The sequence below is a fragment of the Methylobacterium sp. BE186 genome, from assembly GCF_031457035.1.
Classification (GTDB): Bacteria; Pseudomonadota; Alphaproteobacteria; order Rhizobiales; family Beijerinckiaceae; genus Methylobacterium; species Methylobacterium segetis.
The window spans coordinates 384,296-409,161 of sequence record NZ_JAVDVV010000001.1 but is presented as its reverse complement, the minus strand read 5'-3'; the positions used below and the strand labels follow the sequence as shown (position 1 = coordinate 409,161).

Here is a 24,866-nt window from a genome sequence, read left to right as displayed (position 1 = left end):
GGGAGAAGAGCATGCGCCTGTTTCTGCTGGGAGCCCTGGCGTCCCTCCTGCCCCTGCCGGCCGCGGCGACCTGCAGCTGCGCCTGCGTGGGGGGCGAGGCCCGCTCCCTGTGCTCGAGCCCGGCCGAGATGGCGCCGGTCTGCGCGCGGATCTGCCCGCAATCGCTCGCGCCGATGTCCGTGAGCCCCGGCTCGATCTCGCTGCCGGGCAGCATCGTCACGGGCGGCGGGGGCGACGGAGCCGAGGGCGGCGGCGGAGGGGCGCCCCGCGGCGGAGGCGGGCTCGGCGGCGGGGGCGGGGGTGGCCTCGGGGGCGGCGGAGGTCTCGGCGGCGCCGGTGCGGCCTCGGGGCTCGGCGGCCTGCCCTAGGGCCTCCCCCGAAGGTCGCATTTGCGCGGATCGCGCACCTCGTGCATGCCGGGAGGCGGGCGGCGCGGCGCGCCGCCGAGACGCCCGTCCAGCCCGGAGAGATGCGCCCGTGACGACCCCGACGCCGCGCCAGCCCGACCACGCGGTCGACCCGCTCTTCGTCGAGCGCCGCTCGCCGCGCGCCTTCACGGGCGAGGCGGTGCCGGAATCGGAGCTGATGCGGATGTTCGAGGCGGCGCGCTGGGCGCCCTCCTCCTACAATTCGCAGCCCTGGCGCTTCGTCTACGCCCTGCGCGGCGATGCCAACTGGGACCGGCTGTTCGACCTCATCGGGCCCGGCAACCAGAAATGGGTGAAGGACACCGGCGCCCTCGTCTTCCTCGTCTCCAGCGGCCGCATGCGGGTGGGCGAGAACCTGCAGCCCTCCTGGAGCCACTCCCTCGACGCAGGCGCGGCCTCCCTCGCCTTCCAGCTCCAGGCGATCCGCCAGGGCTGGCACGCCCACGGCATGACCGGATTCGACCGGGAGCGCGCGGTCGGCGTGCTCAACGTGCCGGAGCATCACCGGGTCGAGGCGGCCTACGCGGTCGGGCGCGCGGTTCCGCCCGCCGACCTCACCGACGAGCAGCGCACCCGCGAGGCGCCGAACGGCCGCCGGCCGATCACCGACTTCGTGTTCGCCGGCGCCTTCCCCGCCCGCGACGCCTGAGCGCGCCCCGTGCTGAACCCCGCCCCCGACTACGATAGCCTGCGCGCCGCGTTCCGCTGGGAGATCCCCGGGCGCTACAACATGGGCGTCGATGTCTGCGACGGCTTCGGGACGCGCGAGCCCGATCGGCCGGCGATCCTGGAGGTCGGCCCCGACGGCACGGTCGGGACGGTCACGTTCGGGCGGCTCAGGGCGGAGTCGAACCGGCTCGCGGGGGCGCTGCGGGGCCGCGGCGTCGGGCCGGGCGACCGGGTGGCGGTGCTGCTGCCGCAATCGGCCGCCGTGGTGGTCGCGCACGCCGCCGCCTACAAGCTCGGCGCCGTCGCCCTGCCGCTCGCCGGCCTGTTCGGGCCGGACGCGCTGGCCTACCGGCTGGCCGATTCCGGCGCGCGGGCGATCCTCACCGACGCCGCCGGCCTCGCCAAGCTCGGGCCGCTGCGCGCCGGCTTGCCGGACCTCGACCTCGTCGTCTGCCGCGAGGGCGCGGAAGGCGCCCCCGAGGGGACGGTCGGCCTCGCCGACCTCCTCGCGGAGGGGGGCGAGGATTTCACGCCCCTGGAGACGGGCCCCGACGACCCCGCCCTGATGATCTACACCTCCGGCACCACGGGCGCGCCGAAGGGCGCGCTGCACGGGCACCGGGTGCTGCTCGGCCACCTGCCGGGCTGGCGGATGATGCACGATTTCGCGCCCCACGGCGGCGACCTGATGTGGACGCCCTCGGACTGGGCCTGGGCGGGCGGCCTCCTCAACGTGCTGATGCCGAGCCTGCATTTCGGCATGCCCGTGGTGGCGCGGCCCGGCCGCTTCGAGGCGGAGGACGCCTTCGGCCTGATCGCCCGGCTCGGCATCACCAACGTCTTCCTGCCGCCGACCGCCCTGCGCATGCTGCGCGGCGTCGAGAACCCGCGGGCGCGCTTCGACCTGTCCCGCCTGCGCAACATCGCCTCGGCGGGCGAGGCGCTCGGCCCCGAGACCTTCGACTGGGCGCGGGACGCCCTCGGCCTCACGATCGGGGAGGCCTACGGGCAGACCGAGTGCAACCTCGTTCTCGCCGCCTGCCGCGCGGCCGGGATCGCCCGGCCCGGCTCGACGGGAAAGCCCGTCCCGGGCCACCGCGTCGCGATCCTGCGGCCGGACGGCAGCGAGGCGGATGTCGACGAGGCGGGCGAGATCTGCGTCGCCCGCCCCGACCCCGTGATGTTCCTCGGCTACTGGAACCAGCCCGAGGCGACGGCCCGGAAGTTCCGCGGCGACTGGATGCTGACCGGCGACCAGGCCCGGCGCGACGCGGACGGCTACATCCACTTCGTCGGGCGCGACGACGACCTCATCACCTCGGCCGCCTACCGCATCGGCCCGACCGAGATCGAGGATTGCCTCCTGCGCCACCCGGCGGTGGCGCTCGCCGCCGCAATCGGCAAGCCCGACCCGCTGCGCACCGAGATCGTGAAGGCCTTCGTGGTGCTGCGCGAGGGCTTTGCCCCGTCCGACGCCCTGCGCGACGAGATCCTCGCCTTCGCCCGCGCCCGCCTCTCGGCCCACGAATACCCGCGCGACCTCGCCTTCCGGGCCGAATTGCCGATGACGACCACGGGCAAGATCATCCGGCGGCACTTGCGGGCGGAGGAATAGGGCCGCGGCTTGCCGCCGCCCTGGCGAACTCCTACCCACCGGACCATGTCGGTCGAAGTCCTCTATCGTCTGAAACGCGACGGTCCCGATGCAACGCTTCGGGACCTCGACGACGTGCGACTCGTCACCGACGCCGTGACGGACGATGGCGGCACGATCCCGGCCGGCGCCGAGGGAACCGTTGTCCACGTCGCCCCGGGCGGCGCAACGGTGATGGTCGAGTTCGCGCAACCCGAGGGAGCCCTCGTCACGGTGCGGGCTTCCGATCTCGTCCGGACCCGGCCCATCTCCCCGTGAACGATCGCCGCGCCGGTCCGGGCAGCCTCACGATCCGGGCGCCGAGGTCACGGCCTGCCTGCTGAACCGCGATCCTCCGTCGGGCGCCCCGAAAGCGACGTTCCTCCTCGGGCCAGCGTGTGGGTCGTCACTTCGCCCGACTCGGCGCGGCTCGTGACCGCCTTTCCCGCAAGGCGCCACCCCGCATGAGGCCCTGACGCGGCCCCGTCACGGCCTCGCCGCACCGGCCCGGCGAGATACGCATAAAGACATCTTTATGTCTTGATTGCCTCGTACCCCGCGCCCTGGTATAGGCACCGCCGAACAGCCAATGGAACGGAGCATCGGGCACATGGCCAAGGACTACATCGTCAGGGACATCGGGCTGGCCGATTACGGCCGCAAGGAGATCTCCATCGCCGAGAGCGAGATGCCGGGCCTGATGGCCGTGCGCGAGGAATACGCGGCGCGCCAGCCCCTCAAGGGCGCCAAGATCGCCGGCTCGCTGCACATGACGATCCAGACGGCCGTGCTGATCGAGACCCTGAAGGCGCTCGGCGCCGACATCCGCTGGGTCTCCTGCAACATCTACTCGACGCAGGACCACGCCGCCGCCGCCATCGCCGCCGCCGGCATTCCCGTCTTCGCCGTCAAGGGCGAGACGCTGGAGGAGTACTGGGACTACACCTCGCGCCTGTTCGACTGGCATGACGGCGGCATGCCGAACATGATCCTCGACGACGGCGGCGACGCCACGATGTTCGTGCATCTCGGCCTGCGCGCCGAATCCGGCGACACCGCCTTCCTCGACAAGCCGGGCTCCGAGGAGGAGGAGATCTTCTTCGCGCTCCTCAAGAAGAAGCTCCAGGAGAAGCCGAAGGGCTGGTTCGCCGGCCTCGCCGACTCGATCAAGGGCGTCTCCGAGGAGACGACCACGGGCGTGCACCGCCTCTACATCCTCGCCAAGGAGGGCAAGCTGCTCTTCCCGGCGATCAACGTGAACGATTCGGTCACGAAGTCGAAGTTCGACAACCTCTACGGCTGCCGCGAGTCGCTCGTCGACGGCATCCGCCGCGGCACCGACGTGATGATGGCCGGCAAGGTCGCCATGGTCGCGGGCTTCGGCGACGTGGGCAAGGGCTCGGCCTCCTCGCTCCGCCACGCCGGCTGCCGGGTGCTCGTCTCCGAGATCGACCCGATCTGCGCGCTCCAGGCCGCGATGGAGGGCTACGAGGTCGTCACCATGGAGGATGCCGCGCCCCGCGCCGACATCTTCGTGACGGCGACCGGCAACAAGGACATCATCACCCTCGACCACATGCGGGCGATGAAGGACCGGGCCATCGTCTGCAACATCGGCCACTTCGACAACGAGATCCAGGTCGCGGGTCTCAAGAACCTCAAGTGGACGAACATCAAGCCGCAGGTCGACGAGATCGAGTTCGCCGACGGCCACCGCATCATCCTCCTCTCGGAGGGCCGCCTCGTGAACCTCGGCAACGCGACGGGCCACCCGTCCTTCGTGATGTCGGCCTCGTTCACGAACCAGACGCTCGCCCAGATCGAGCTCTGGACGAACCCGGGCAAGTACGAGCGGCAGGTCTACACGCTGCCCAAGACGCTCGACGAGAAGGTCGCCGCCCTGCACCTCGAGAAGATCGGCGCCAAGCTCTCGAAGCTGCGCCCCGATCAGGCCTCCTATATCGGCGTGCCGGAGCAGGGCCCGTTCAAGCCGGATCACTACCGCTACTGATCCCGCCCTCGATCCCGCCCGGGGCCGGCGCCGAGCCGGCCCGCGGGAACCGTCCGAAAGCCCGGCCCCGCGCCGGGCTTTCGCGCGTTCGGGGGCTCCGCCCGCACCCGCAGGGATTGCGACCTGCCCCGTGCGGAAGTGTGTCTTTCGTGTGTCGGGGTCGGTCCGACATGCACCCCAGGGTTCATTGTTCAGCCAGACCCCCTTCCGGCGCGATTCCGCGACGGGGTACAGTGTCCCGATTCCTCAGATGAGGTGCCCTGCGGGACGGCCCGAGAGGCCGCGACGCGGGAACGGCGCGGTTCGCGCCGCGGGGCCGCGTTCGCGTGCCTCATCGAAGATTCGTGGAGGCGGTACGGATCATGAGGGTCGAACGGACGGCGCGCCTCACGGTCTGCGCCGGCGCTCTCATCGTCGCCGCGGCCGGGTTCGCCGGGAGCGCCCTGGCGGCCCCGGCGGACGGGCAAGCCGCTGCGCCCGGGATCCACACCCACAACCTCGCCGGCCTCGCGATCCTGATCGGGCTCACGGTCTTCGCCACGATCCTGTCCCTGCTGCATCTGCACGAGCGCTCCCGCTGGACCCGGCGCGAGCGCGAGCAGGCGGCGGCCCTCGGGGCGCTGCGCGGCGCGCACGACCGGGCGGAGATGCTGCTCAACGCCGAGCGGCAGGTCATCATCACCTGGGAGGGGCGGGGCGACCCCGTGATCGAGGGCGATGTCGGCCTCGCCTTCGACGGGGCGCGCCCGGCGGCGACCGCGGCGCGCCGCATCCTCGCCTTCGGAACCTGGCTCGTGCCCGCCGACGCGGCGGCGCTGGAGGCCGGCGTCGAGACCCTGCGGGTGCGGGGCACCGGCTTCCGGCTCAGCCTGCGCAGCCAGTCCGGCCGCAGCGTCGAGGCGCAGGGTCAGGCGGTGGCCGGCCGGGCGCTGCTGCGCCTGCGCGAGACCACGGACGAGCGGCGCGAACTGATGGAGCTGCGCGGGACCCTGGACGAGGCCCGCCGCGGCCTCGCCGCCCTGGCCGGCCTCCTCGACGCGATCCCGCAGCCCGTCTGGCGGCGCAACCGCGACGGCGGCCTCGCCTGGGTCAACACGGCCTACGTCGCCGCCGTCGAGGCGCCGAGCCGCGAGGTCGCCCTCGAGGCGGGCACCGAGCTTCTCGACCGGCCGGCCCGCGAGCTGATCGCCCGCGAGGAAGCGAGCCGCCGCGCCCCGGCCGCGCGGCAGGCGCTGCGGCTCTCGGCGGTGGTGGCGGGTGGGCGCCGCATCCTCGACGTGACCGAGACCGCCCTGGAGAACGGCCGGGTCGGCATCGCCGTGGACGTCTCGGAGCTCGAGAGCGTGCGCGCCGACCTCCAGCGCCAGATGGACGCGAACGTCCGCACCCTCGACCAGCTGCCCACCGCGGTGGCGATCTTCGACGCCCGCCAGCGCCTCATCTTCCACAACGCCGCCTACCGGCAGCTCTGGGACCTCGACCCCGGCTTCCTCGAAGGGCGCCCCCTCGACGGCGAGATCCTCGACCATCTGCGCTCGCAGCGGAAGCTGCCCGAGCAGGCCGACTTCAAGTCCTGGAAGCAGGGCGTGCTCGCCGCCTACCGGGCGGCCGAGGCCAACGAGACCTGGTGGTACCTGCCGGACGGGCGCACCTTCCGGGTCGTGGCCGACCCGAACCCGCAAGGGGGCCTGACCTACCTGTTCGACGACGTCTCGGACCGGATGAAGCTCGAATCCCGCTACAACGCCCTGATGCGGGTCCAGGCGGAGACCCTCGACACCCTGAAGGAGCCGGTCGCGGTGTTCGGCGCCGACGGGCGCCTCACCTTCGCCAACCGCGCCTTCGCCACCGTCTGGCGCCTCGACACCGCCACCCTCGAATCGCGCCCGCGCATCGACGCCGTGATCGCCGCCTGCCGGGCGCTCGCCCCGGCCGAGGAGCCGTGGATGGACATCCGCGACGCGGTGACGGGCCTCGAATCGCGCTCGGGCCTCGCCTGCCGCCTGGAGGTGGTCGACGGGACCGTGCTCGATTGCGCGGCCCAGCCGCTGCCCGAGGGCGCCACGCTCCTCACCCTCATCGACGTCACCGCGAGCGTGAACGTCGAGCGGGCGCTGACCGAGAAGAACGACGCGCTGGAGAAGGCGGCGCAGCTGCGCGACACCTTCGTCCACCACGTCTCCTACGAGCTGCGCTCGCCGCTCACCAACATCATCGGCTTCACGCAGCTCCTCGGCGACGAGACGGTCGGCGCGCTCAACGAGCGCCAGCGCGAGTATTCCGACCACATCCTGCGCTCCTCGGGCTCGCTCCTCGTCATCATCAACGACATCCTCGACCTCGCCTCGATCGACGCCGGCTCGCTGGAGCTGCAGCGCGAGAGCGTGGACGTGCGCTCCACCATCGAGGCGGCGGTGCGCGGCATCGAGGACCGGCTCGCCGAATCCGAGATCAGCCTCGAACTCGACGTGCCCGACGACATCGGCAGCGTGGTGGCCGACGGCAAGCGCGTCCGGCAGATCCTGTTCAACCTGCTCTCGAACGCCGTCGGCTTCTCGAGCCCCGGCCAGCGGGTGGCGGTGACGGCGCGCCGCACCGCGAGCGAGCTCGTTCTGGCCGTCCGCGACGAGGGCCGCGGCATGCCCCCCGACGTCGCCGCCCGGGTCTTCGACCGGTTCGAGAGCCACACCTTCGGCACCCGCCACCGCGGCGTCGGCCTCGGCCTCTCGATCGTGCGCTCCTTCGTGGAGCTGCATGGCGGCCGCGTCACGCTCCAGACCGCGCCCGGCACGGGCACCGTCGTGACCTGCACCTTCCCGCTGGCCGAGCCGGAGCCGCACATGGCGGCCGCGGAATAGGATGATCGCGATCTACGTCCGCGGGCGCCGGCCGGTGATCGCGATCATCGGCGCGCGAGATCGCTCGAGGCGGCCTGCGCCCGGCCGCCCGGGGGGCGGGGCGCGGGCCTGACGGAACCCGTCGCGAGCGCCGCCCCGGCGGCTTCCGGCTCGTCCCGCCGGGCCAGCGCGTCCGGCGTCGCGAAGGCGGTGCCGGCGCGCCCCAGCCGCTCCCCATGGGCGTAGAGGGCCTTCATGTAGCCCTGGTCGAAGGGCGCCGCCGAGGTCTGCCCGAAGCGCCCGTCGATCTCCGCGACCTGCACGTCGAGCCCGTTCGCCGCCGCGAAGTTCCGGGTCAGCGCCAGCGCCGCCCGGGTCTGCGCCTTGATGGCGGCCGAGAGCGAGCGGCCGAGCACGCTCAGGGTCGTGCGGCTCGCGATCTGGAAGTCGGGCGCCAGCTTGTTGTTGACGACGACGTAGACGGTCCGGGCCGGGATCCGGACCGGGGCCGCCCCCGTGATCGCCGCGGCCGGCGCGAGGTAGAACGGGGCCGTGGTGCCGCCGTCCGCGTGCATTTCCTGGAAGGCCTTCCCGTCGGGCGCGAGCGCGTCGATCATCACGGGCGGGAAGATGCCGGGCACCGCCGAGGAGGCGAGCACGATCGCCCGGAACAGCTCCAGCGCCTTCGGGCCGCCCGCGCTCGCGATCGCGCCCATGTCCCACAGGACGGGGCGCTCGGTGTCGACCTCGGTGGTGGCGACGAGAAGCCTGCGGCCCTTGGCGTGCTCGGAAGCGACCGCCTTCAGCAGCTCGGGCGTCACCGTGCGGGCGATCCGCCGCTTGAGGGGCCAGGTGTCCGTCAGCGCCTCGTTGGTGCCGCCGAACTCGAACACGTCCGCCGCCGTGACCGTGGTGTAGGCGGTCTCGAGGGGCCGGTCGCCCGCCGCTCCGATGAAGGCGAAGGGGGCGATGAGGGCCCCCGTGCTGACGCCCGTGATCACGCCGAAGGCCGGCCGGTCGCCCGCCGCGCTCCAGCCCGAGAGCAGGCCCGCCGCGAAGGCCCCGTTCTCGCCTCCGCCCGAGAGGACCAGCCAGGGCTCGCGCGCCTCGGAGGCGCCGTCGATGAGGCCCTGGAAGGCCGAAACGTCGTCGCCCGCGATCCGGACCGGCGCCGCCAGTGCGGCCGGGCGCGCGGCCGCCGCCTCACCCGGGGTGAAGGTCGCCCGCTGATCGCTCCCGCGCCCGCCCGCCGGGGCCGAGGCCTGCGGGCTCGGGGATTTCGAGGATGGCGCGGCGAGTGCCATCCCGGGAGCGCTCGTGCCGAGCATCGCCAGCGCGGTGCACAGGAGCAGGTGCCGCTTGGTCAGTCCGGACATCTGCCTGGTCCTCGGATGGGAACCCCGCGCGAGAAACGTCAGTCGGGCGACAGCCCTTCGCCGCACGCTCGGGCGCGGTCGCCGACGAAGGCCCGTCTGTCCGGGCGTCTCGCGGGGAGTCTGGTGAGACCCGCCTCGTTGTCGAAAACGTCCCCCGTGCGGCCCAGTTCCGATACGGAACTTGACCGTGCGTGCGCTGCAACACCTGTCGCGGCCCCGGCCCCGCGCGACCGGAGGGGCTCTCCCCCCGAGAGGACGGCTTTACGGCGGGGCCACGCTTGCACTACGCGAGAGCGAATCGAACCGACCGAGGACCGACCATGAAACTGCCGCGCCGCTTCTTCCAGCCGCTCGCCACCGGAGCTCCCGCCCCCTTCCGCGATCTGCCGGTCCGGCTCGAGCGGATGATCCACTTCGTGCCGCCCCACAACGACAAGGTCCGCGCCCGCGTGCCGGAGCTCGCCAAGACCGTCGACGTGGTGCTCGGCAACCTCGAGGATGCGGTCCCGGCCGACCAGAAGGAAGCCGCCCGCAAGGGTTTCGTGGCGATGGCCCGCGACACCGACTTCGCGGCCTCCGGGACCGGCCTGTGGACCCGCATCAACGCCCTCAACTCGCCCTGGATTCTCGACGACCTGTTCGAGATCGTCGCGGAGGTCGGCGACAAGCTCGACGTCGTGATGGTCCCCAAGGTCGAGGGTCCCTGGGACATCCACTACATCGACCAGCTCCTCGCCCAGCTCGAGGCGCGCCACGGGGTCGGCAAGCCCATCCTCGTCCACGCCATCCTGGAGACCGCGGAGGGCGTGGCCAACGTCGACGCCATCGCCAGCGCCTCGCCCCGCATGCACGGCATGAGCCTCGGGCCGGCCGACCTCGCCGCCTCCCGCGGCATGAAGACCACCCGGGTCGGCGGCGGCCACCCGGATTACCGCGTCATCGCCGATCCCGCGGGCGACGCGCCCCGCGCCTCCGCCCAGCAGGACCTCTGGCACTACACCATCGCGCGGATGGTCGATGCCTGCATGGCCAACGGCATCAAGGCCTTCTACGGCCCCTTCGGCGACTTCTCGGATTCCGCGGCCTGCGAGGTCCAGTTCCGCAACGCCTTCCTGATGGGCTGCGCCGGCGCCTGGACGCTGCACCCGAGCCAGGTGGCGCTGGCCAAGACCGTCTTCGCTCCCGATCCGGAGGAGGTCGCCTTCGCGGTGCGCATCGTCGAGGCGATGCCGGACGGGACGGGCGCCGTGATGCTCGACGGCAAGATGCAGGACGACGCCACCTGGAAGCAGGCCAAGGTCATCGTCGACCTCGCCAAGCTCGTGGCGCAGAAGGATCCGGAACTCGCGAAAGTCTACAAACTTTCCTGATCACCCACGAACCCGCCCGGCCGGCGCACTGACAGGCGCCCGGCCGGGACCTATCTTGACGACCATGACCGCTCTCAGGATGAGAAACGCGAAATTCGGCCTCGGCGACGTCGTTCGCCACCGCATCTACCCCTTCCGGGGCATCGTGTTCGACGTGGATCCGGTGTTCGACAACACCGAGGAATGGTGGCTCGCGATCCCCGAGGACGTGCGGCCGCGCAAGGACCAGCCCTTCTACCACCTGCTCGCGGAGAATGCGGAGTCGGAGTACGTCGCCTACGTCTCCGAGCAGAACCTCGTGCCGGACACCTCGGGCGAGGCCCTGCGCCATGCCGGCATCGCCGACGTCTTCGAGCAGGATTCGAGCGGCGCCTACCGCGTCCGCGACCGCCACCCGAACTGAGCCGAGGCCGCCCGGCGGCCAGCCCCTCCCGACATGCGAAGAGGCCGGGCATCGCTGCCCGGCCTCCCGCGTTCCGAGAAAACCTGATGCGTCCGGCCGGGCCTACGGCTTCGGGGCGGCGGTGGCGGCCGCGCCGCCCTTCTCCGCCTCGAGCTTCTTGCGCATGTCGTCGCTGCGCTTCTCGAGCTCGGACTGGAGCTTCTTCTGCTGCTCCTCCAGCACCTTCGGGTCCATGGCCGGGCCGTCGAAGGCCTTGCCGAAGCCCGCGAGCGGGACCGCGAAGGTGACCTCGCGCTGGGTCTGGTTCTGGACCGAGACGTTGAGGGTGGTGCCCTTCTTCATCGCGGCGACGACGCCGGCATCGAGCTGGGGCGCCTCGGCGAAGCAGCCGTTCGGGAAGCAGACCGCGAAGCGGCCGGCGGTGGGCTGCTGGCCGTCGACGGTGAAGCGGATGCCCGGCTGCAGGAGCAGGCCGAGGGGCAGCAGGTAGCGCACCACCCGCACCTCCTGCTTCGTCTGGGCGTTCTTCATGTCGTAGACGGCGACCGCCAGCACGGGCTGGCCCTGGTCGGAGACGAAATCGCGGGTCGTGTAGCAGACGTCGGTGCCCGAGCCCTGGTCCTTGCCGCAGACCTTGGTCCAGTCGGCCTGGCTCGGCTCGGACTTCACGTTGATGATCTGCGGGCCGGTCTGCTGCTGGGCCGCCGGGGTCTGCGGCGCCTGGGCGGGCGCGGCCGGGGCGGGGGCGGCGGGGGCCGGGGCGGCCGGAGCCGGCTTGCCCTTCGGCTGCGCCTGGGCGAGGGCCGGACCGGCGACGAGGCTGCCGGCGAGCGCGAGGAACGCGGCTTTGCGCGTGAGGCGCGCCTGGCTGTTGGCGAAGAACATCAGCTCTGACCCCTTGGAGTGCGTCGTGTAGAACCGGATCGGGACGACCGGGAACCGTATCGCGTTCGAGCCGCGCGCCGGAGGCCTCGCCCGGGGCGCGCCGTCGACCGGCACGCCGGCCCGGGCGGCGCCGTGCGGGCGCGGGTGCCTCGCGGCTCCGCTCGAACGACAGGGCGGCCTGCTTTCCTCCGGAATACGGCGAAGACATGACACCGCAGCCATTCCGGTACCCGGCGACGGCGCGGATGCATAGGGCAAACGGCCGCCCCGAGCCACCCGTCGAGGGCGGCCCTCCGCCCGCCTCGCTCCCCTCCCGATGAGAAATTAGGGATCGGTTAACCTTAAAGTCCCATCAACGAGGCCATCTCACGCGATCCATCGCTGGCTTCAGGGAAGTGGGGCGCAGGTGTCGGCGCAGGCTGCTGTCTTACCGAGGGCCTCCGATCTTCAGGACCCGCCCGGATGGGCGGCCCTCGCCGTCCCGCGCGCGCCGGCCTCCGCCCCCGAATCGCCGGCCGATCCCCGTTCCGACCCGGCCGAGGTGCCCCTGCGGCGCACGGGCCTCTGCGCCCTGCTCGCGGCCACCGCGCGGCGCCACCCCGCCCGTGTCGCCCTGCTCGACGCGGCGGACAAGGCGGCCTGGAGCGGCCGGCCGGCCATGACCTGGACCTACGGCGCGGCGGCCGAGATCGTCTCGCGCCTCGCCTGCGGCCTGCGCGCGTGGCCGCTTCCCCCCGGCAGCCGCATCGGGCTGGCGCTTCCCGGCAGCACCGAGGGCCTCGTCGCCCATCTCGCGGTGGAGGCGGCGGGCCACGTGCCCTGCCTCCTGCCCGCGACATGGGACGAGGACCAGCTCGCCGCCGGCATCGAGGCGGCGGCCCTCAGCGCCGTCCTCACGCAGACCCGGCTCGGGGAGTCGCGGCCGGCCGAGCGTCTGTGCCGGGCGGCGGCGCGCTATTTCGGCCTGCGCTACCTCGCCGCCTTCGGCCCCGACGTTCCGGACGGCGTGATCAACCTCGACGAGATGGTCCTCGACCGGCGCGCCGGACCCGTCGCCGCCGATACCGGGGGCGGCCTGATCAGCTTCGCGAACGGCGACCCCGCCCGCCCCGTCCACCGGCCGGGGGATGCCCTGCTCGCTGCCGTCGCCGTGCATCTCGTCGCGACCCGGATCGGGCCGGGCGAGCGCATCCTCAGCCTCGTTCCCCCGGGAGACCTGCGCGGCGTCGTCACCGGCCTCGGCGCAGCGCTCGTCGCGGGCGCCAGCCTGGAGACCCTGCCGGTCTTCGACGGGGCGGCGCTCGCCGCAGCCCTCCTGCGCCCCGTGCCCACGCATCTCGTCGTGCCGGCCTTCCTCGAGCCCGCGCTCGCGCAGGGCGCGCTTCCCCCCACCCTGCGGACGATCGGCTTCGCCCATCGCGCACCCACGCGCCTCACCGGCCGCAACCCGCGCCTCGCCTTCGCGAAGGGCCGCGTCGCCGTCACCGACGTGCTCGCCGTGGACGAGGATTTCGTGATCACCGGCGCCCGCGGCCTCGACGACCTCGCCTTCGGCCTCGCCGAGCCCGCGCATCTGGGATGCCCCGAGAGCCTCCTCGCCCTGCGCCTCGAGGCGGACGGGCGCCTCGCCTGCCGCGGGCAGGCCGCCAAGGCCGCCCCCGTCCGCCGCGGCGAGGAGACAGGCCTCGACGGGACCGCGTGGCGCCCCACCCGCTTCCGCCCCACCCTGTTCGCGGGCACGGCGACCGGGCTCACGGACGCCTGAGGCGCCCTAAGGCCCCAGCAGGTCGATCAGGAACGGGATCAGCGGCGCGTCGGCGGGCGGCATCGGCATGTCGCGCAGCGCCCGCGGGCGCACCCAGCGCAGGGCCTGCCCTTCGAGGGCCCGGGGCGTGCCCTCCCAGCGGCGGCAGACGTAGAGCGGCATCAGGAGGTGGAAATCCGGGTAGGCGTGGCTCGCGAAGGTGAGCGGTGCGAGGCACGGCTCCTCGACCGCGATGCCGAGTTCCTCCGCCAGTTCCCGGATCAGCGTCGCCTCGGGCCGCTCGCCCGGCTCGACCTTGCCGCCGGGGAATTCCCACAGCCCCGCGAGCTGCTTGCCGGGCGGGCGCTGGGCGAGGAGCACCCGCCCGTCGGCGTCGACGAGCGCGACGGCGACGACGAGGAGGAGGCGGAGCGGCGCGGGCCCGCTCACGGCAGGATCGCGAAGGTGGCGGCCACCTCGGCGCTCGCCTCGATCGTGCCGGCGACGAGGGGTACGGCGACGCCGCCGCGGCCCTTCGCCCGCATCGGCGCGGGCGCGGCCATCAGGATCGGCGGGGGGACGCTCGCGCGGGGCGGCGCCTGGATCGAGACCACGCGGCCGAGCTTCACCCCGGCGGCCTCGGCGAGCCGCGCGGCCTGGGCGCCCGCATCCTTCATCGCGGCGACCCGCACGGCGGCCTCGGCCGCCTCCGGGTCCTTGAGGCCGAAGCCGACGCCGTCGATGCGGTTGGCCCCCGCCTCCAGCGCGCGGCGCATCAGGTCGCCGAGGCGTCCCATCTCGGCGAGGCGCAGGCGCACCTGGTTGGCGGCGCGATAGCCGTCCGGCTTCTCGGCGACGGTGCCGTCGGGCTGGCGGATCGTGCGGGTGACGGGCTGGAGCGTGACCGCGGTGGTGCCGATGTCGCTCTCGGGCACGCCGAACTCGGCGGCGAGCGCCACGATGCGGCGCGCGGCCTCGCTGGTGCCGTCGAGGGCCGCGGCCGGCGTCGCGCCCCGGGCCTCGACGCCGATCTCGACGCTCGCGAAATCGGGCGCCGTCTCGGTGCGCGCCCGGCCGATTATGCTGATCAGCCCGTCGCCGGGGCCGCCCTCCTCCGCGCGGAGAGGCGCCGCGAGCCCGAGCGCGGCGAGGCCGAGGGCCGCGAGGGGAAGCGCCCTCACGAGCGGTAATCCCCGTTGATCTCGATGTAGCCCTTGGTGAGGTCGCAGGTCCAGACGCGGGCCCGGCCCTGCCCGAGGCCGAGATCGACCCGGATCGTGACGGCGGCCTCGCGCATCACGGCGCTCGCCGCAGCCTCGCTGTAAGCGGGGTCCCGGGCGCCCGAGACCGCCACCCGCACGTCGCCGAACCAGATCGCGAGGCGGTCCCGGTCGGCGGGCTCGCCCGCCTTGCCGACCGCCATGACGACCCGGCCCCAATTCGCGTCCTCGCCCGCCACCGCCGTCTTGACCAGCGGCGAGTTGGCGATGGAGAGCGCGATGCGGCGCGCCGAGGCGTCGCTCTCGGCCCCCTCGACGGCGACGGTGACGAACTTGCGCGCGCCCTCCCCGTCCTTCGCGACGAGCTGGGCGAGCTCGATCAGGAGGTCGTCGAGGGCCGCGCGGAACTCGGCGAGGCGCGGGTCGGCGGCATCCCCGATCGCCGCGTTGCCGGCGCGGGCGGTGGCGAACAGCAGCAGGGTGTCGGAGGTCGAGGTGTCGCCGTCCACGGTGACGCAGTTGAAGCTCCTGTCCGCCCCCTCGGTCAGCAGCGCCTGCAGCACGGGCTGGGGCAGGCTCGCATCCGTGAACACGAAGGAGAGCATCGTCGCCATGTCGGGCGCGATCATGCCGGCGCCCTTGGCGATGCCGTTGAGCGTCACCCGCGTGCCCGCAATCTCGGCCGTGCGGGTCGCGAGCTTCGGGAAGGTGTCGGTCGTCATGATGGCGCGGGCGGCCGCGTCCCAGGCGCCGGGGCCGTCCTCGGCGCGGGCCGCGCAATCGGCGAGCACGCCCTCGAACTTCGTCGCGTCGAGGGGTTCGCCGATCACGCCCGTCGAGGCGATGAAGATCGCGTCCTCCGGGCAGCCCGCGGCCGCGGCCGCGATCCGGGCCGTGAGCGCGACGGCCTCGCGGCCCTTCGAGCCGGTGAAGGCGTTGGCATTGCCCGAATTGACGACGAGGGCCCGGGCCGATTCGCCGCGCAGGGCCTCGCGGCACCAATCCACCGGCGCCGAGGGGCATTTCGAGCGCGTGAAGACGCCCGCCGCCCGGGTGCCGGGTTCCAGGCCGACATAGAGCACGTCGGTGCGCCCCGAATAGCGGATGCCGGCCTGCGCGGTGGCGAGCCGGACGCCCGGAACCGGCGGCAGCGCGGGCACCGATTCGGGGGCGAGCGGCGATACGGGCGGCGACTTGGCGGACGACATCGATCTCGCAGGCTCCTTCGGAGGGGCGCGGCCGTGTTGCCCGCCCGCCCCGCCTGCGTCAACCGCATGCCGGCTATGCTTCCCTGCCCGAAAGGCAGGCACTCCGTTCAGGCTTGCGGCGCAAATGCGGCGGGGGTCTTGTGCCGGCACGCGCCCTCGGACTAGCATGCTGCGATGCAACGCGAACACGACGTCGAGGGCGCGATGGCTCGTCCTGAAATCGGATCCGCTGCCATGAGCGCCGTCGCCCGGACCGATGCCAGGGCGAGCGTCTACGGGGTTCAGGTTCTCATAGCCGGACGCCAGAAGCAGTGGCGCGAGGAGATCGCGGGGCAGGTACGGCGAGCCGGCTACAGCGCCACGGCCTGCGATTGCGGGATCGACGCGCTCACCGTCCTCGCCCTCGGGCTCCCCGTCGACGTCCTCGTCGCCGACGTCTCGCTGGAGGGTGAGCTCTGCTGTGCACGGCTGGCGCTCGAGGCGCGGGCGCTCCGCCCCGGCCTGCGCATCGTGCTGGCGAGCGAGGTCGCGAACACCGATCCCGCGGCGGCCGAGCTGATGCCGGACGCCCTCCTCGTCGCTCGCCACCTGCGCGACGGCGCGGTGGCGAGCACGGTCCGCGAGGCGCTCGCGAACAGGGCCTGACGGGCCGCCCCTACTTCTTCGCCTCGTCCTTCTTCTGCTGGCCGAGATAGACGTATTCCGGCGCGGCGCGCAGCTGGTCCTTGTCGGTGTTGATCGTCGCCTTGAGTTTGTCGCCGTCGGTGCGCACGAGGCGCAGCGCGCTCGGGTGCACGGCGACGTACTTCGTGCCGATCCCGAGGAAGCCGCCGACGCCGACGATCCAGGACTTCACCTTCGAGCCCTCGTCGAGCACCACGTCGGCGATCTCGCCGATCGTCTCGTTGGCCGCGTTCTGGATCGTCAGCCCGACGACCTTCGAGGCCACCATGTCCGTCGGCGCCTGAGCGACGAAGGTCGGGCGGAGATCCCCCGTCAGCGTCGCGGGCTGGCCCGGCGCCGGCTCGACGGGTTTGCCCGGCGCCTGCTCGGCGGGCTTGGCGACCTCCGGCTTCGGGGCGGGGGCCGGCTGGCCCGCATCCGGCGCCTGGGCGAGGGCGAGCGAGGCGCCCGTCATGAGAAGGGCCGTGGCGGCGAGCAGGCTGCGCATGGGACGATGTCTCTTCCGGTGATCGATTGTGCACCCGCACAAGCGATCCCCCGCCGGAAGGTTCCCCCTGGCGGTGGACGGGACGCGAGCGCCAACTAGATTGTGCGCAGGAGAACGCCTGCCGGGAGTGCGCCATGACCCTGTTGCGCCGCCAAGCCCTCGTCCTGATCGGTGCCGCGCTCGCCGGCCCCCGTGCCGCCGCGGCCGCGGAGCGGAGCGGCGCGAAGGCCGGCGCCTTCGCCTTCGACAGGGCGGAGGGCGGCTCGCTGGCGCTCAGCGAATTTGCCGGCAAGCCGATCCTCGTCGTCAATACGGCCACGGCCTGCGGCTTCGCCGGCCAGCTCGCGGGGCTTCAGACCCTCTGGACGCGCTTCCAGGACCGGGGCCTCGCCGTGATCGGCGTGCCCTCGCCCGATTTCGGCAACCAGGAGCCCCTGGACGGGGTGGCGATCGTCGAGGCGGCGCGCAAGAACCACGGCGTCACCTTCCCGCTGACCGCCAAGACCCGGGTGCGAATGCCGAACGCCCACCCGTTCTATCAATGGGCGGCGGCCGAGAAGCCGGGCGAGACGCCTCGCTGGAACTTCCACAAGTACCTCGTCGCGCGCGACGGCACCCTGGCCGCGGCCTTCGGCACGCAGGTCGATCCGACCGACCCGCGCCTCGTCAGCGCGATCGCGGGCGCCCTCGACAAAGGGTGACGCCTCAGCGCGTCACCGCGATCAGGCCGATCACCAAGCCGGCGGCGAGCAGGATGAGATGCACGCCCCCGCCCTGCGCGAGCCAGCCCATCCAATCCGTCATCGGCCGATCCGCCCGGGCGGCGACAGCCGCTCGCGCCCGGCGCGGCGGGGGCGGTAGACGCGCGGCGCGGGGCGCTCCATGAGGACGGGGGGCTGCGCCGAGGGATAGTTCGAGGCGAAGGGGTTCGTCGGCACGCCCGAGGCGGGCAGGCCGACGCCGCTGCCGGGAAATCCCGGCCCCCTCTGCGCGGCGGCCGGGCCGGCGAGCGCGACGAGGGCGATGAGGGCGGCGCGGATCGGCATGGCGGGTTCCCGGATACGGGGCTCGTCGTCCTCCGCGCGCAGGCAGATAGTGCGGGCCGCCGGGTGGGGCGAGGAGAGGATCGGAGAGATGGAGCCACATCGTTTCGAGCAGGACGGAGAGACCTTCGAGGCGCGTTTCGAGCGCGCCGACACGGGCTGGCTCGCGCATATCCGCGCGCTCGGCGACGGAAGCGTCCGGACGATCGCCTTCCCGGACGGGGCGGGCTACGCGGAGGACGACCTGCGCGGCTCGCTGATCGCGGGCTGCGAGGCAGCTCTCACGCAGCTCCGCGCCGCCGCACCGACCCGTCATTGAAGGCCGAGGGCAGACGGCCGAGGAACCGCGCCCCGGCTCCGCGGGTTCGCGCACCAGCGAACCGAAACCGCGGAGGAGCGTCCATGAGCGAGATCACCTACCGGATCGTCGAGCACGACGGCGGTTTCGCCTACAAGGTCGGGGACGTGTTCTCCGAGACCTTCCGCAGCCGCGAGGAAGCCCTGCAGGCCGCTCAGCGCGCCGCGGCCGAGCAGCAGATTCCGGGCTCGACCGAGGGGATCCGCTATCAGGACGGTCAGGGGGCGTGGCACGACGAGACCTCGGACGGTCACGACCGGCCCATCGCGCGGGTGGTCGAGTAGCGGGCTCCGTCCGGCGTGAGCCCGGCCGCGGGGGATCGGCGGGAAGGATGGCACGCAAGCCCTCAAAGGCCGAGGCCGCGCCAGCGCGCGAGGAGGCGCCCAGGCGCAAGGGCGCGCGCCGCACCACGCCCTCCCCCGAGACGCTGTCCGCGCTGCGGCCGGACCGGCTGATCGCGCTCATCCTCGGCGAGACCGAGCGCAACCCGGCCTTCAAGAAGATCGTCAGCGCGGCACTCGCCGCCCTGCAGGGGCCCGAGGCGGTGGCCGCCATCGTCGACCGCCGCCTCTCGGCGCTGGAGGGCGCGCGGGGCTTCATCGACTGGCAGCGGCGCCGCGCCTTCACGGCGGACCTCAACGCCACCGTCTCGGTGATCCTGAGCGAGCTGCGCCCCCTCGACCCGGTCGCCGCCCTCGACCGGCTGGTGCGCTTCCTCCACGGCGCCTCGGGCGTGCTCGCCCGGGTGGACGACAGCCTCGGCATCACCGAAGGGGTCTACGAGCGGGCCGCGGAGGCGGCGGTCGAGATCGCGGGCGCGCTGCCCGAGGCCGAGGCCGGGCGTTTCGCGGGCCGGATCCTGCCGCTCGTCGCGGACGAGCCGGACGGCCCCCTTGCGATGCTCGTCCTCGACCTGGTTCCCCGCTTGCCGGAGGGCGCCTTGCCCGGTCTCGACGCGGATCTGGCGCAGGCGCTGGCCGCGGTGCCGGATGCGCCGGGCGACTGGCGCGCCACCCGGGCACGCGGACGCCTGCTGCGGGCGCGCCAGGACATCGCCGACCGGCGGGGCGACGTCGACGCCTTCATCGCCCTCGAACGGGCGGTCGCGGGCGAGGCGCCGGATACCGGCGCGGTCGCCGAGCGCCTCTTCGCCGCCGGGCGCCTCGACGAGGCCCTGGACTGGGTGCGCCGGCCCCGGCAGGGGAACGGGACGATCCTGACCCGCGAGGCGCTCATCACCGGCCGCGTCGACACAGAGACGCCGGCCCGGGCGCGGGCCGCCCTCGAGATCGGCATCCTCGACGCGCTCGGGCGCGCAGGCGAGGCGCAGGATCTGCGCTGGCAGCGCTTCTGCGACAGCCTCGACGCGGCGATGCTGCGCGACTACCTCGCCAAGCTTCCGGATTTCGAGGATGACGAGGCCCTGCGCGCGGCCTTCGACCGGGCGATGGCCTTTCCGCAGCCCTACCGGGCGCTGACCTTCCTCATCAACTGGCCGGATCTGGAGCGGGCCGGGCGCCTCGTCCTCGACCGGGCGAAGACCTGGGAGGGCGAGCGCTACGAGGTTCTGGCCCCGGCGGCCGAGGCGCTGGAGCAGGCCCGGCCGGAGGCCGCCGCCCTCCTCTATCGCCGCCTCATCGACGACATCCTGGAGCGGGGCCGGAGCCAGGCCTACGCGCACGCCGCGCGCTACCTCGCGCAGCTCGATGCGATCGATCCCGGCGCGAGCGGCTACCGCGACACCCTGCGCCGCGAGCACGGGCGCAAGCACGGTTTCTGGACCCTCGTCGGCGGCCGCTGAGGCGGCTCCCGGTTCCGCGCCTGGGAAGAGGGTGCGGCGGGTCCGCAGGGCGGCGCTCGCGGACGGAACTCCGGGGCAGGGCAAGCCTTTTCCCATTCATGCAATTCATGAGGGAAATAAACATGCAGAAGCATCTTCTAATTGCGGTCTGTTGCGCCGCCTTCGCCCTTCCCGCCAGCCTGCCGGCCGACGCCCAGTCCCTGAGCGAGAAGAGCGGCCTCAACGCCCTGGTCGGCGCGGCGCCCTCCACCGCCGACTTCGTGAAGGAGGCCGCGATCAGCGACATGTTCGAGATCCAGTCGAGCCAGCTCGCCACCGAGCGCGGCGACGACGCGACCAAGACCTACGCCAAGCAGATGATCGACGAGCATCAGAAGACCACCGCCGAGCTGAAGGGCTTCGTGCAGGGCGGCAAGGTGCAGGCCACGCTGCCGACGGAGCTCGACAGCACGCACCAGAGCAAACTCGACAAGCTGAAGGGCCTGCAGGGGAACGACTTCAACAAGCAGTACCACAGCGACCAGGTGAAGGCGCACAAGGACGCGGTGGACCTGTTCGGGCGCTACGCCAAGAGCGGCGACAATGCCGACCTGAAGGCTTGGGCTGGCAAGACCCAGCCGCACCTCGACCACCATCTCAAGATGGCGCAGGACCTCGACAAGTAGCGCGGGGCGCCTCGATCAGGGGCTCGCGGGGGCCTGCGCCCCCGCACCCGACCGGCGCGGGCCGGAGGCCCGCTTCGCCGCCGAGCCGGCCCGAGACTTTGCGGAAGCCTTGGCTGAAGGCTTGGCAGGCGTCCGGGCGCGCGCGCGGCTCTTGCCCGCCCCCTCCTTCGGCGCTTCCTGCACCGCTTCGAGCCGGCTGCGCAGGAGGCTCAGCACCGCCGCCTCCTCGGGCTTCAACCGGTTGAGGTCCTCGCACAATTCGGTCTCGACGGCGTCCTGAACCTGGAGGAGCAGGCCGCCCTCGAGATACCCGTCGAGGATCTGGGGGTGGATGTAGCACTTGCGGCAGATGGTCGGCGTGTTGCCGAGGCGGGCGGCCACCGACTCGATCGCCGTCCGGACGTTCTTCTTGGCTTTCGCCTCGCTGTCGAAGGCCTCGAATTCCTTCAGGGCGAGCGCCGCCAGCACCGTGCCGGCCCAGGTGCGGAAATCCTTGGCGGTGATGTCCTGCCCGGTGATCTCGCGCAGGTACGCGTTGACGTCCGCCGAGGTGACGTCGCGCTGCTCGCCGGCCTCGTCGATGTACTGGAACAGCTCCTGGCCCGGCAGGTCCTGGCAGGCCTTGACGATGCGGGCGACGCGCCGGTCCTTCACCGACAGGTTCCAGCTCTTGCCGCTCTTGCCCTTGAAGCGGAAGGTGAGATCCGAGCCCTCGACGCGCACGTGCGGATCGCGCAGCGTCGTCAGGCCGTAGCTCTTGTTGGCGCGGGCGTAATCGTCGTTGCCGACCCGGATCAGCGTGCTCTCCAGGAGATGCACGACCGTCGCCAGCACCTTCTCGCGGGAGAGGCCGGGGCGGCGCATGTCCTGGTCGATCCGCGCCCGGATGCCCGGCAGCGCGTCGGCGAAGGCCATGATGTGGCTGAACTTGCTCGATTCCCGCGCCTCGCGGAAATCGGGATGGTAGCGGTACTGCTTGCGGCCCTTCGCATCGCGCCCCGTCGCCTGGATGTGGCCGTTCGCGCGCGGGCAGATCCAGACATCGGTGTAGGCGGGCGGGATCGCGAGCGCGCGGATGCGGGCGAGGGTCTTCGCGTCGCGCACCGGCTGGCCCTTCGCGTCGAGATAGCGGAAGCCCGTGCCGCTCTTCTTCCGGCTCAGCCCCGGCATGCCGTCGTCGACGTAGCGCAGGCCCGCCTCGGCGGCGGCCTCCCGCGGATCGGCGACCGCTCTCTCATCCCGCTCCGAGGCCATGGAACGCGCCCTCCCTGGTGGTTGAGCGACAACCGGGCAGCGGGCCGCCCTGTTCCGGCCCCGGCGATCGGCCGCACAGGGCTCGGCCCATGGCGCGCGCGGCCGTGCTAAGCCAGCACCATGACCGACCCGATTCCGAACGTCGAAGCCGCGCCCGTGCCGATGCGGCGCCTCGTCCTCGTGGCGCCGGACGACCGGCTCTTCGCCGAGCGCTACCGGGCGCTCTGCGGCATCGGCGCGGAGGCGGGCCTGTCCGTCTTCGTGGTGACGCGGGCCGGCCCGCATCAGCCGGCGATCGAGGAGACGGGCGCGCGCGTCCTCGCCCTCGGGGAGGAGGGCTCGGGCCTCAACCCGATGACGGCGGGCTATGCCGCCGGACAGCTCGCCGCGACGCTGAAGGGGCTGAAGGCCGACATCCTCCACGCGATCGGCCCGCGCGGCATCCTCGTCGGTGGCACGGCGGCGGCCATGGCGGGGGTCGGAGCCCGGATCTACACGCCCGCGGGCTTCGGGGCGCTGGGGCGCCGGGACGGCGCGGCCGGGCGCCTGGCCCGGGCCGGCTTCGGCCGCCTGATGCGGGGGCCGCTCGCCACGGGCCGGACCCGGTTCCTCCTGGAGGATCCGGAGGAGGCGCGCACGCTCGGCCTCGACCCCCTCGACACGGGCGTGACCCTGCTGGCGGGCGGCGTTGCCGGGGCGGAATCCGCCGCCGCGATCGGCCGGCTCTACGCGGCGCTGCTGAGCCCATGAACGCCGCGCTCCGGCCGGAGGAGGCCCTCGCCTTCATCCGGGCCGAGACGCGCCTGCGGCCGGTGCCGCACGCCCCCGAGATCCGCCTCCACGTCGCCGACGAGGCCACCGTCCTCTGGCAGCGGACCGAGGAGGAACTCGCCGAGATCGGCCTGCCGCCGCCCTTCTGGGCCTTCGCCTGGGCGGGCGGGCAGGCGCTCGCCCGCTACATCCTCGACCATCCGGAGATCGCCGCCGGGCGGCAGGTGCTCGATTTCGCCTCGGGCTCGGGCCTCGTGGCGATCGCGGCGGCGCGGGCCGGGGCCGCGCACGTGACCGCGACCGACCTCGACCCCTTCGCGATCCCGGCGATCGGCCTCAACGCGGCGGCGAACGGCGTCGCCGACCGGATCACCGCGGTCGCGGCCGACCTCGTCGGCACCCAGCCGGGCGCGAGTCTCGTTCTCGCGGCCGACATCTTCTACGAGCGCGACGTCGCGGCCCGCGTCGGTGCGTGGCTCGCCGAACTCGACGCGGGCGGGGCCACGGTTCTGGTCGGTGATCCGGGCCGCTCCTACCTGCCGCGGGAGCGGCTGGAGATCCTCGCCACCTACGAGGTGCCGGTGACGCGGGCGCTGGAGGACGCCGAGATCAAGCGCTCCAGCGTCTGGCGCTTTCGTCGGCGCTAGCCGCCCCAAATCCTGCGCAGTCTATAATCCCTCCTGGCGCGTGCGCATCGTCACGCGTGGTCCGGGAATTGCTCCCTATATCAATCGCAAGCCTGGTCACTCGACTACAGGTAGAACAAAGAACAGTATTTCACGGAAAGGATGTCATGAAAAATACGTTGGCCACCCTGTTGACCGCCGCCGCCCTGGGTCTCGCCGCCACGTCGGCGCACGCCTTCACCGACGACGCCTACCGGGCGCCCGCCCCTCATTTCGACGTCGAGACCACCGGCTCCCTCGGCGTGCATGACGGCCCCTTCTACGAGAGCTGCCCGCGGAGCTCGGCCTCGGAGGGCAATGCCAACCAGCAGACCCGGCCCGTGAAGCAGTACGGGCAGACCTCGGGCGGCTACCGCTGCTGATCGAGAAGGAGAGAACCGGATGCTGAAGGCGTTCAACTACTTGATGATCGGGGTCTTCGCCTGCGGCCTCGTCGCCACCGTGGTCGGCTCGGCGAACGTGCTCCTGGCGCCTTAGCCGCTCTGCCCGCGGATCGGGCCGCCCCGTCCGGGACCGGGACGGATTGGGAGACAACGGGATCCGGGGCCGCCGCACGCGGCGGCCCTTGTCCATGTGTACGGGGGGCCGACATCCCTATCTGGGACATTCCGTCCCGGCCCGCCCCTTGCAATCCGGGCGTTAGGTTCCCGTATGAACCTCACGGCCCGGCTCTCGCGCGGGCCCGCCCGCGCCCCGACCCGGCCGGGACGGCGAACCGAAGACCGGAGACGAAGCCCCGTGTCCCTGCCCCGCGTCGTCGCCTTCTCCGCGAGCTCCAACCGGCCCTCGCGCACCCGCGGCCTCGTGGAGGCGGTGGCCGCGGAGCTCGGCCGGCACCGCCGGATCGACCTGCGGATCTACGACCTTCTCGATGCCGGTCCGGGCATCGGCGTGACGACGCGCGAGGCCCTGCCGCTCCCGGCCGCCCGCATCGTCGAGGCGATCGAGGGGGCGGACGCGCTCATCGTCGGGACGCCGGTCTACAAGGGCTCGTATTCGGGCCTGTTCAAGCACATGCTCGACTTCGTGGAGCCCGAGCACATGGTCGGCAAGCCGGTGGTGCTCACGGCGACGGGCGGGGGCCTGCGCCACGCGCTCATCGTGGAGCATTCCCTGCGCCCGCTGTTCGGCTTCTTCGCCGCCCACATCGCGCCGACCTCGGTCTATGCGGGCGGGGCGGAGATGGAGGATTGCGCCGTGGCCGATGCCGGCGTCGCCGAGCGCGTCGCGGCCGCCGGGCGCGAACTCGCCCTCCTGATCGAGGCTGCCGCCCTCGGCCCGAAGCTGCCGCGGGCCGCGCCGGCGGCCTGAGGCCGGCCTCCAACCGAGCGAG

General features: G+C 72.9%; 27 protein-coding genes. 19 read left to right on the top strand and 8 right to left on the bottom strand.

Features of this window, described 5'->3' with window-relative positions:
* The first annotated feature begins 11 nt into the window (after positions 1–11).
* The 6 genes from J2X36_RS01965 (at position 12) to J2X36_RS01940 (ending at position 7,599) form a co-directional block, all read left to right on the top strand.
* Positions 12–368, top strand: coding sequence for a hypothetical protein (locus J2X36_RS01965; protein WP_132253708.1), 357 nt, complete (start codon positions 12–14; stop codon positions 366–368).
* Between the two features lie 109 nt (positions 369–477).
* Entirely contained in the window at positions 478–1,077 is a 600-nt protein-coding gene (locus tag J2X36_RS01960) for a nitroreductase family protein (protein WP_132253706.1), read from the top strand.
* Positions 1,078–1,086: 9 nt separating this feature from the next.
* A complete protein-coding gene (locus tag J2X36_RS01955) occupies positions 1,087–2,712 on the top strand; it encodes an AMP-binding protein (RefSeq protein ID WP_310345444.1) in 1,626 nt (541 codons plus the stop codon).
* 45 nt (positions 2,713–2,757) lie between these two features.
* On the top strand, positions 2,758–3,009 hold the full coding sequence (locus J2X36_RS01950; protein ID WP_310345442.1) for a DUF4926 domain-containing protein: 252 nt from the start codon (positions 2,758–2,760) through the stop codon (positions 3,007–3,009).
* Between the two features lie 331 nt (positions 3,010–3,340).
* A complete protein-coding gene (ahcY, locus tag J2X36_RS01945) occupies positions 3,341–4,741 on the top strand; it encodes an adenosylhomocysteinase (RefSeq protein ID WP_132253700.1) in 1,401 nt (466 codons plus the stop codon).
* Between the two features lie 362 nt (positions 4,742–5,103).
* Positions 5,104–7,599: a PAS domain-containing sensor histidine kinase gene (locus J2X36_RS01940; protein WP_132253697.1), complete on the top strand. Its 2,496-nt coding sequence runs from the start codon at positions 5,104–5,106 to the stop codon at positions 7,597–7,599.
* Between the two features lie 44 nt (positions 7,600–7,643).
* Here the strand turns inward: J2X36_RS01940 and J2X36_RS01935 are convergent, their stop codons facing one another.
* The gene (locus tag J2X36_RS01935; protein ID WP_310345436.1) at positions 7,644–8,954 is read right to left on the bottom strand and encodes a patatin-like phospholipase family protein; all 1,311 of its coding nucleotides are present in this window, start codon (positions 8,952–8,954) and stop codon (positions 7,644–7,646) included.
* Between the two features lie 320 nt (positions 8,955–9,274).
* On the opposite strand from J2X36_RS01935, the gene J2X36_RS01930 reads away from it, so the two are divergent.
* Together J2X36_RS01930 and hspQ are read left to right on the top strand one after the other, a co-directional pair.
* A complete protein-coding gene (locus J2X36_RS01930) occupies positions 9,275–10,324 on the top strand; it encodes a CoA ester lyase (RefSeq protein ID WP_132253693.1) in 1,050 nt (349 codons plus the stop codon).
* A 64-nt stretch (positions 10,325–10,388) separates the two neighbouring features.
* A complete protein-coding gene (gene hspQ, locus J2X36_RS01925) occupies positions 10,389–10,727 on the top strand; it encodes a heat shock protein HspQ (protein ID WP_310345430.1) in 339 nt (112 codons plus the stop codon).
* A 102-nt stretch (positions 10,728–10,829) separates the two neighbouring features.
* On the opposite strand, the gene J2X36_RS01920 is transcribed toward hspQ, so the two are convergent.
* A complete protein-coding gene (locus J2X36_RS01920) occupies positions 10,830–11,612 on the bottom strand; it encodes an invasion associated locus B family protein (protein ID WP_310345428.1) in 783 nt (260 codons plus the stop codon).
* 541 nt (positions 11,613–12,153) lie between these two features.
* On the opposite strand from J2X36_RS01920, the gene J2X36_RS01915 reads away from it, so the two are divergent.
* Positions 12,154–13,377 (top strand): AMP-binding protein, encoded by a 1,224-nt coding sequence (locus J2X36_RS01915; protein WP_310345425.1) that lies wholly within the window; start codon positions 12,154–12,156, stop codon positions 13,375–13,377.
* 6 nt (positions 13,378–13,383) lie between these two features.
* Here J2X36_RS01915 and J2X36_RS01910 read toward each other — a convergent pair whose 3' ends face one another.
* Genes J2X36_RS01910 through argJ form a run of 3 tightly spaced genes read right to left on the bottom strand, consistent with a single transcriptional unit; the run spans position 13,384 to position 15,784 of the window.
* Positions 13,384–13,806: a (deoxy)nucleoside triphosphate pyrophosphohydrolase gene (locus J2X36_RS01910; RefSeq protein WP_310345422.1), complete on the bottom strand. Its 423-nt coding sequence runs from the start codon at positions 13,804–13,806 to the stop codon at positions 13,384–13,386.
* Positions 13,803–14,537, bottom strand: a complete 735-nt coding sequence (locus J2X36_RS01905) for an SIMPL domain-containing protein (RefSeq protein ID WP_310345419.1) — start codon at positions 14,535–14,537, stop codon at positions 13,803–13,805. Before J2X36_RS01905 ends, J2X36_RS01910 begins: the two co-directional genes overlap by 4 nt.
* Entirely contained in the window at positions 14,534–15,784 is a 1,251-nt protein-coding gene (gene argJ, locus J2X36_RS01900) for a bifunctional glutamate N-acetyltransferase/amino-acid acetyltransferase ArgJ (RefSeq protein WP_132253680.1), read from the bottom strand. The genes J2X36_RS01905 and argJ overlap by 4 nt, the downstream gene beginning before the upstream one ends.
* A 234-nt stretch (positions 15,785–16,018) precedes the next feature.
* Between argJ and J2X36_RS01895 the strand changes: the two genes are divergently transcribed.
* Positions 16,019–16,429 (top strand): histidine kinase, encoded by a 411-nt coding sequence (locus tag J2X36_RS01895; protein ID WP_310345416.1) that lies wholly within the window; start codon positions 16,019–16,021, stop codon positions 16,427–16,429.
* 10 nt (positions 16,430–16,439) lie between these two features.
* Here the strand turns inward: J2X36_RS01895 and J2X36_RS01890 are convergent, their stop codons facing one another.
* The gene (locus J2X36_RS01890) at positions 16,440–16,955 is read right to left on the bottom strand and encodes a PRC-barrel domain-containing protein (RefSeq protein ID WP_310345413.1); all 516 of its coding nucleotides are present in this window, start codon (positions 16,953–16,955) and stop codon (positions 16,440–16,442) included.
* A gap of 134 nt (positions 16,956–17,089) precedes the next feature.
* Between J2X36_RS01890 and J2X36_RS01885 the strand changes: the two genes are divergently transcribed.
* Complete coding sequence (locus J2X36_RS01885; protein ID WP_310345411.1) at positions 17,090–17,656, top strand: glutathione peroxidase; 567 nt, start codon at positions 17,090–17,092, stop codon at positions 17,654–17,656.
* Positions 17,657–17,755: 99 nt separating this feature from the next.
* Here J2X36_RS01885 and J2X36_RS01880 read toward each other — a convergent pair whose 3' ends face one another.
* On the bottom strand, positions 17,756–18,001 hold the full coding sequence (locus tag J2X36_RS01880; protein WP_310345408.1) for a hypothetical protein: 246 nt from the start codon (positions 17,999–18,001) through the stop codon (positions 17,756–17,758).
* 88 nt (positions 18,002–18,089) lie between these two features.
* Between J2X36_RS01880 and J2X36_RS01875 the strand changes: the two genes are divergently transcribed.
* The 4 genes from J2X36_RS01875 to J2X36_RS01860 all read left to right on the top strand — a co-directional run bounded on the left by J2X36_RS01875 (position 18,090) and on the right by J2X36_RS01860 (position 20,822).
* Positions 18,090–18,317, top strand: coding sequence for a hypothetical protein (locus J2X36_RS01875; RefSeq protein ID WP_132253670.1), 228 nt, complete (start codon positions 18,090–18,092; stop codon positions 18,315–18,317).
* Between the two features lie 83 nt (positions 18,318–18,400).
* Positions 18,401–18,640 carry a DUF2188 domain-containing protein gene (locus tag J2X36_RS01870; RefSeq protein ID WP_132253668.1) on the top strand — a complete coding sequence of 80 codons (240 nt, stop codon included), beginning with the start codon at positions 18,401–18,403 and terminating at the stop codon, positions 18,638–18,640.
* A 47-nt stretch (positions 18,641–18,687) separates the two neighbouring features.
* The gene (locus J2X36_RS01865; RefSeq protein WP_310345398.1) at positions 18,688–20,157 is read left to right on the top strand and encodes a DUF6880 family protein; all 1,470 of its coding nucleotides are present in this window, start codon (positions 18,688–18,690) and stop codon (positions 20,155–20,157) included.
* Positions 20,158–20,279: 122 nt separating this feature from the next.
* A complete protein-coding gene (locus J2X36_RS01860) occupies positions 20,280–20,822 on the top strand; it encodes a DUF4142 domain-containing protein (RefSeq protein ID WP_132253664.1) in 543 nt (180 codons plus the stop codon).
* Between the two features lie 15 nt (positions 20,823–20,837).
* On the opposite strand, the gene J2X36_RS01855 is transcribed toward J2X36_RS01860, so the two are convergent.
* A complete protein-coding gene (locus J2X36_RS01855; protein WP_310345393.1) occupies positions 20,838–22,076 on the bottom strand; it encodes a DNA topoisomerase IB in 1,239 nt (412 codons plus the stop codon).
* Positions 22,077–22,196: 120 nt separating this feature from the next.
* Here J2X36_RS01855 and J2X36_RS01850 point away from each other — a divergent pair, with 120 nt between their 5' ends.
* The 4 genes from J2X36_RS01850 to J2X36_RS01835 all read left to right on the top strand — a co-directional run bounded on the left by J2X36_RS01850 (position 22,197) and on the right by J2X36_RS01835 (position 24,844).
* Positions 22,197–22,826, top strand: a complete 630-nt coding sequence (locus J2X36_RS01850; RefSeq protein ID WP_310345390.1) for a hypothetical protein — start codon at positions 22,197–22,199, stop codon at positions 22,824–22,826.
* Positions 22,823–23,494, top strand: a complete 672-nt coding sequence (locus tag J2X36_RS01845) for a methyltransferase (RefSeq protein ID WP_310345387.1) — start codon at positions 22,823–22,825, stop codon at positions 23,492–23,494. Before J2X36_RS01850 ends, J2X36_RS01845 begins: the two co-directional genes overlap by 4 nt.
* Positions 23,495–23,640: 146 nt before the next feature.
* On the top strand, positions 23,641–23,895 hold the full coding sequence (locus tag J2X36_RS01840; protein ID WP_310345384.1) for a hypothetical protein: 255 nt from the start codon (positions 23,641–23,643) through the stop codon (positions 23,893–23,895).
* A 376-nt stretch (positions 23,896–24,271) separates the two neighbouring features.
* Positions 24,272–24,844 (top strand): NAD(P)H-dependent oxidoreductase, encoded by a 573-nt coding sequence (locus J2X36_RS01835; protein ID WP_405029708.1) that lies wholly within the window; start codon positions 24,272–24,274, stop codon positions 24,842–24,844.
* Positions 24,845–24,866: the final 22 nt, after the last annotated feature.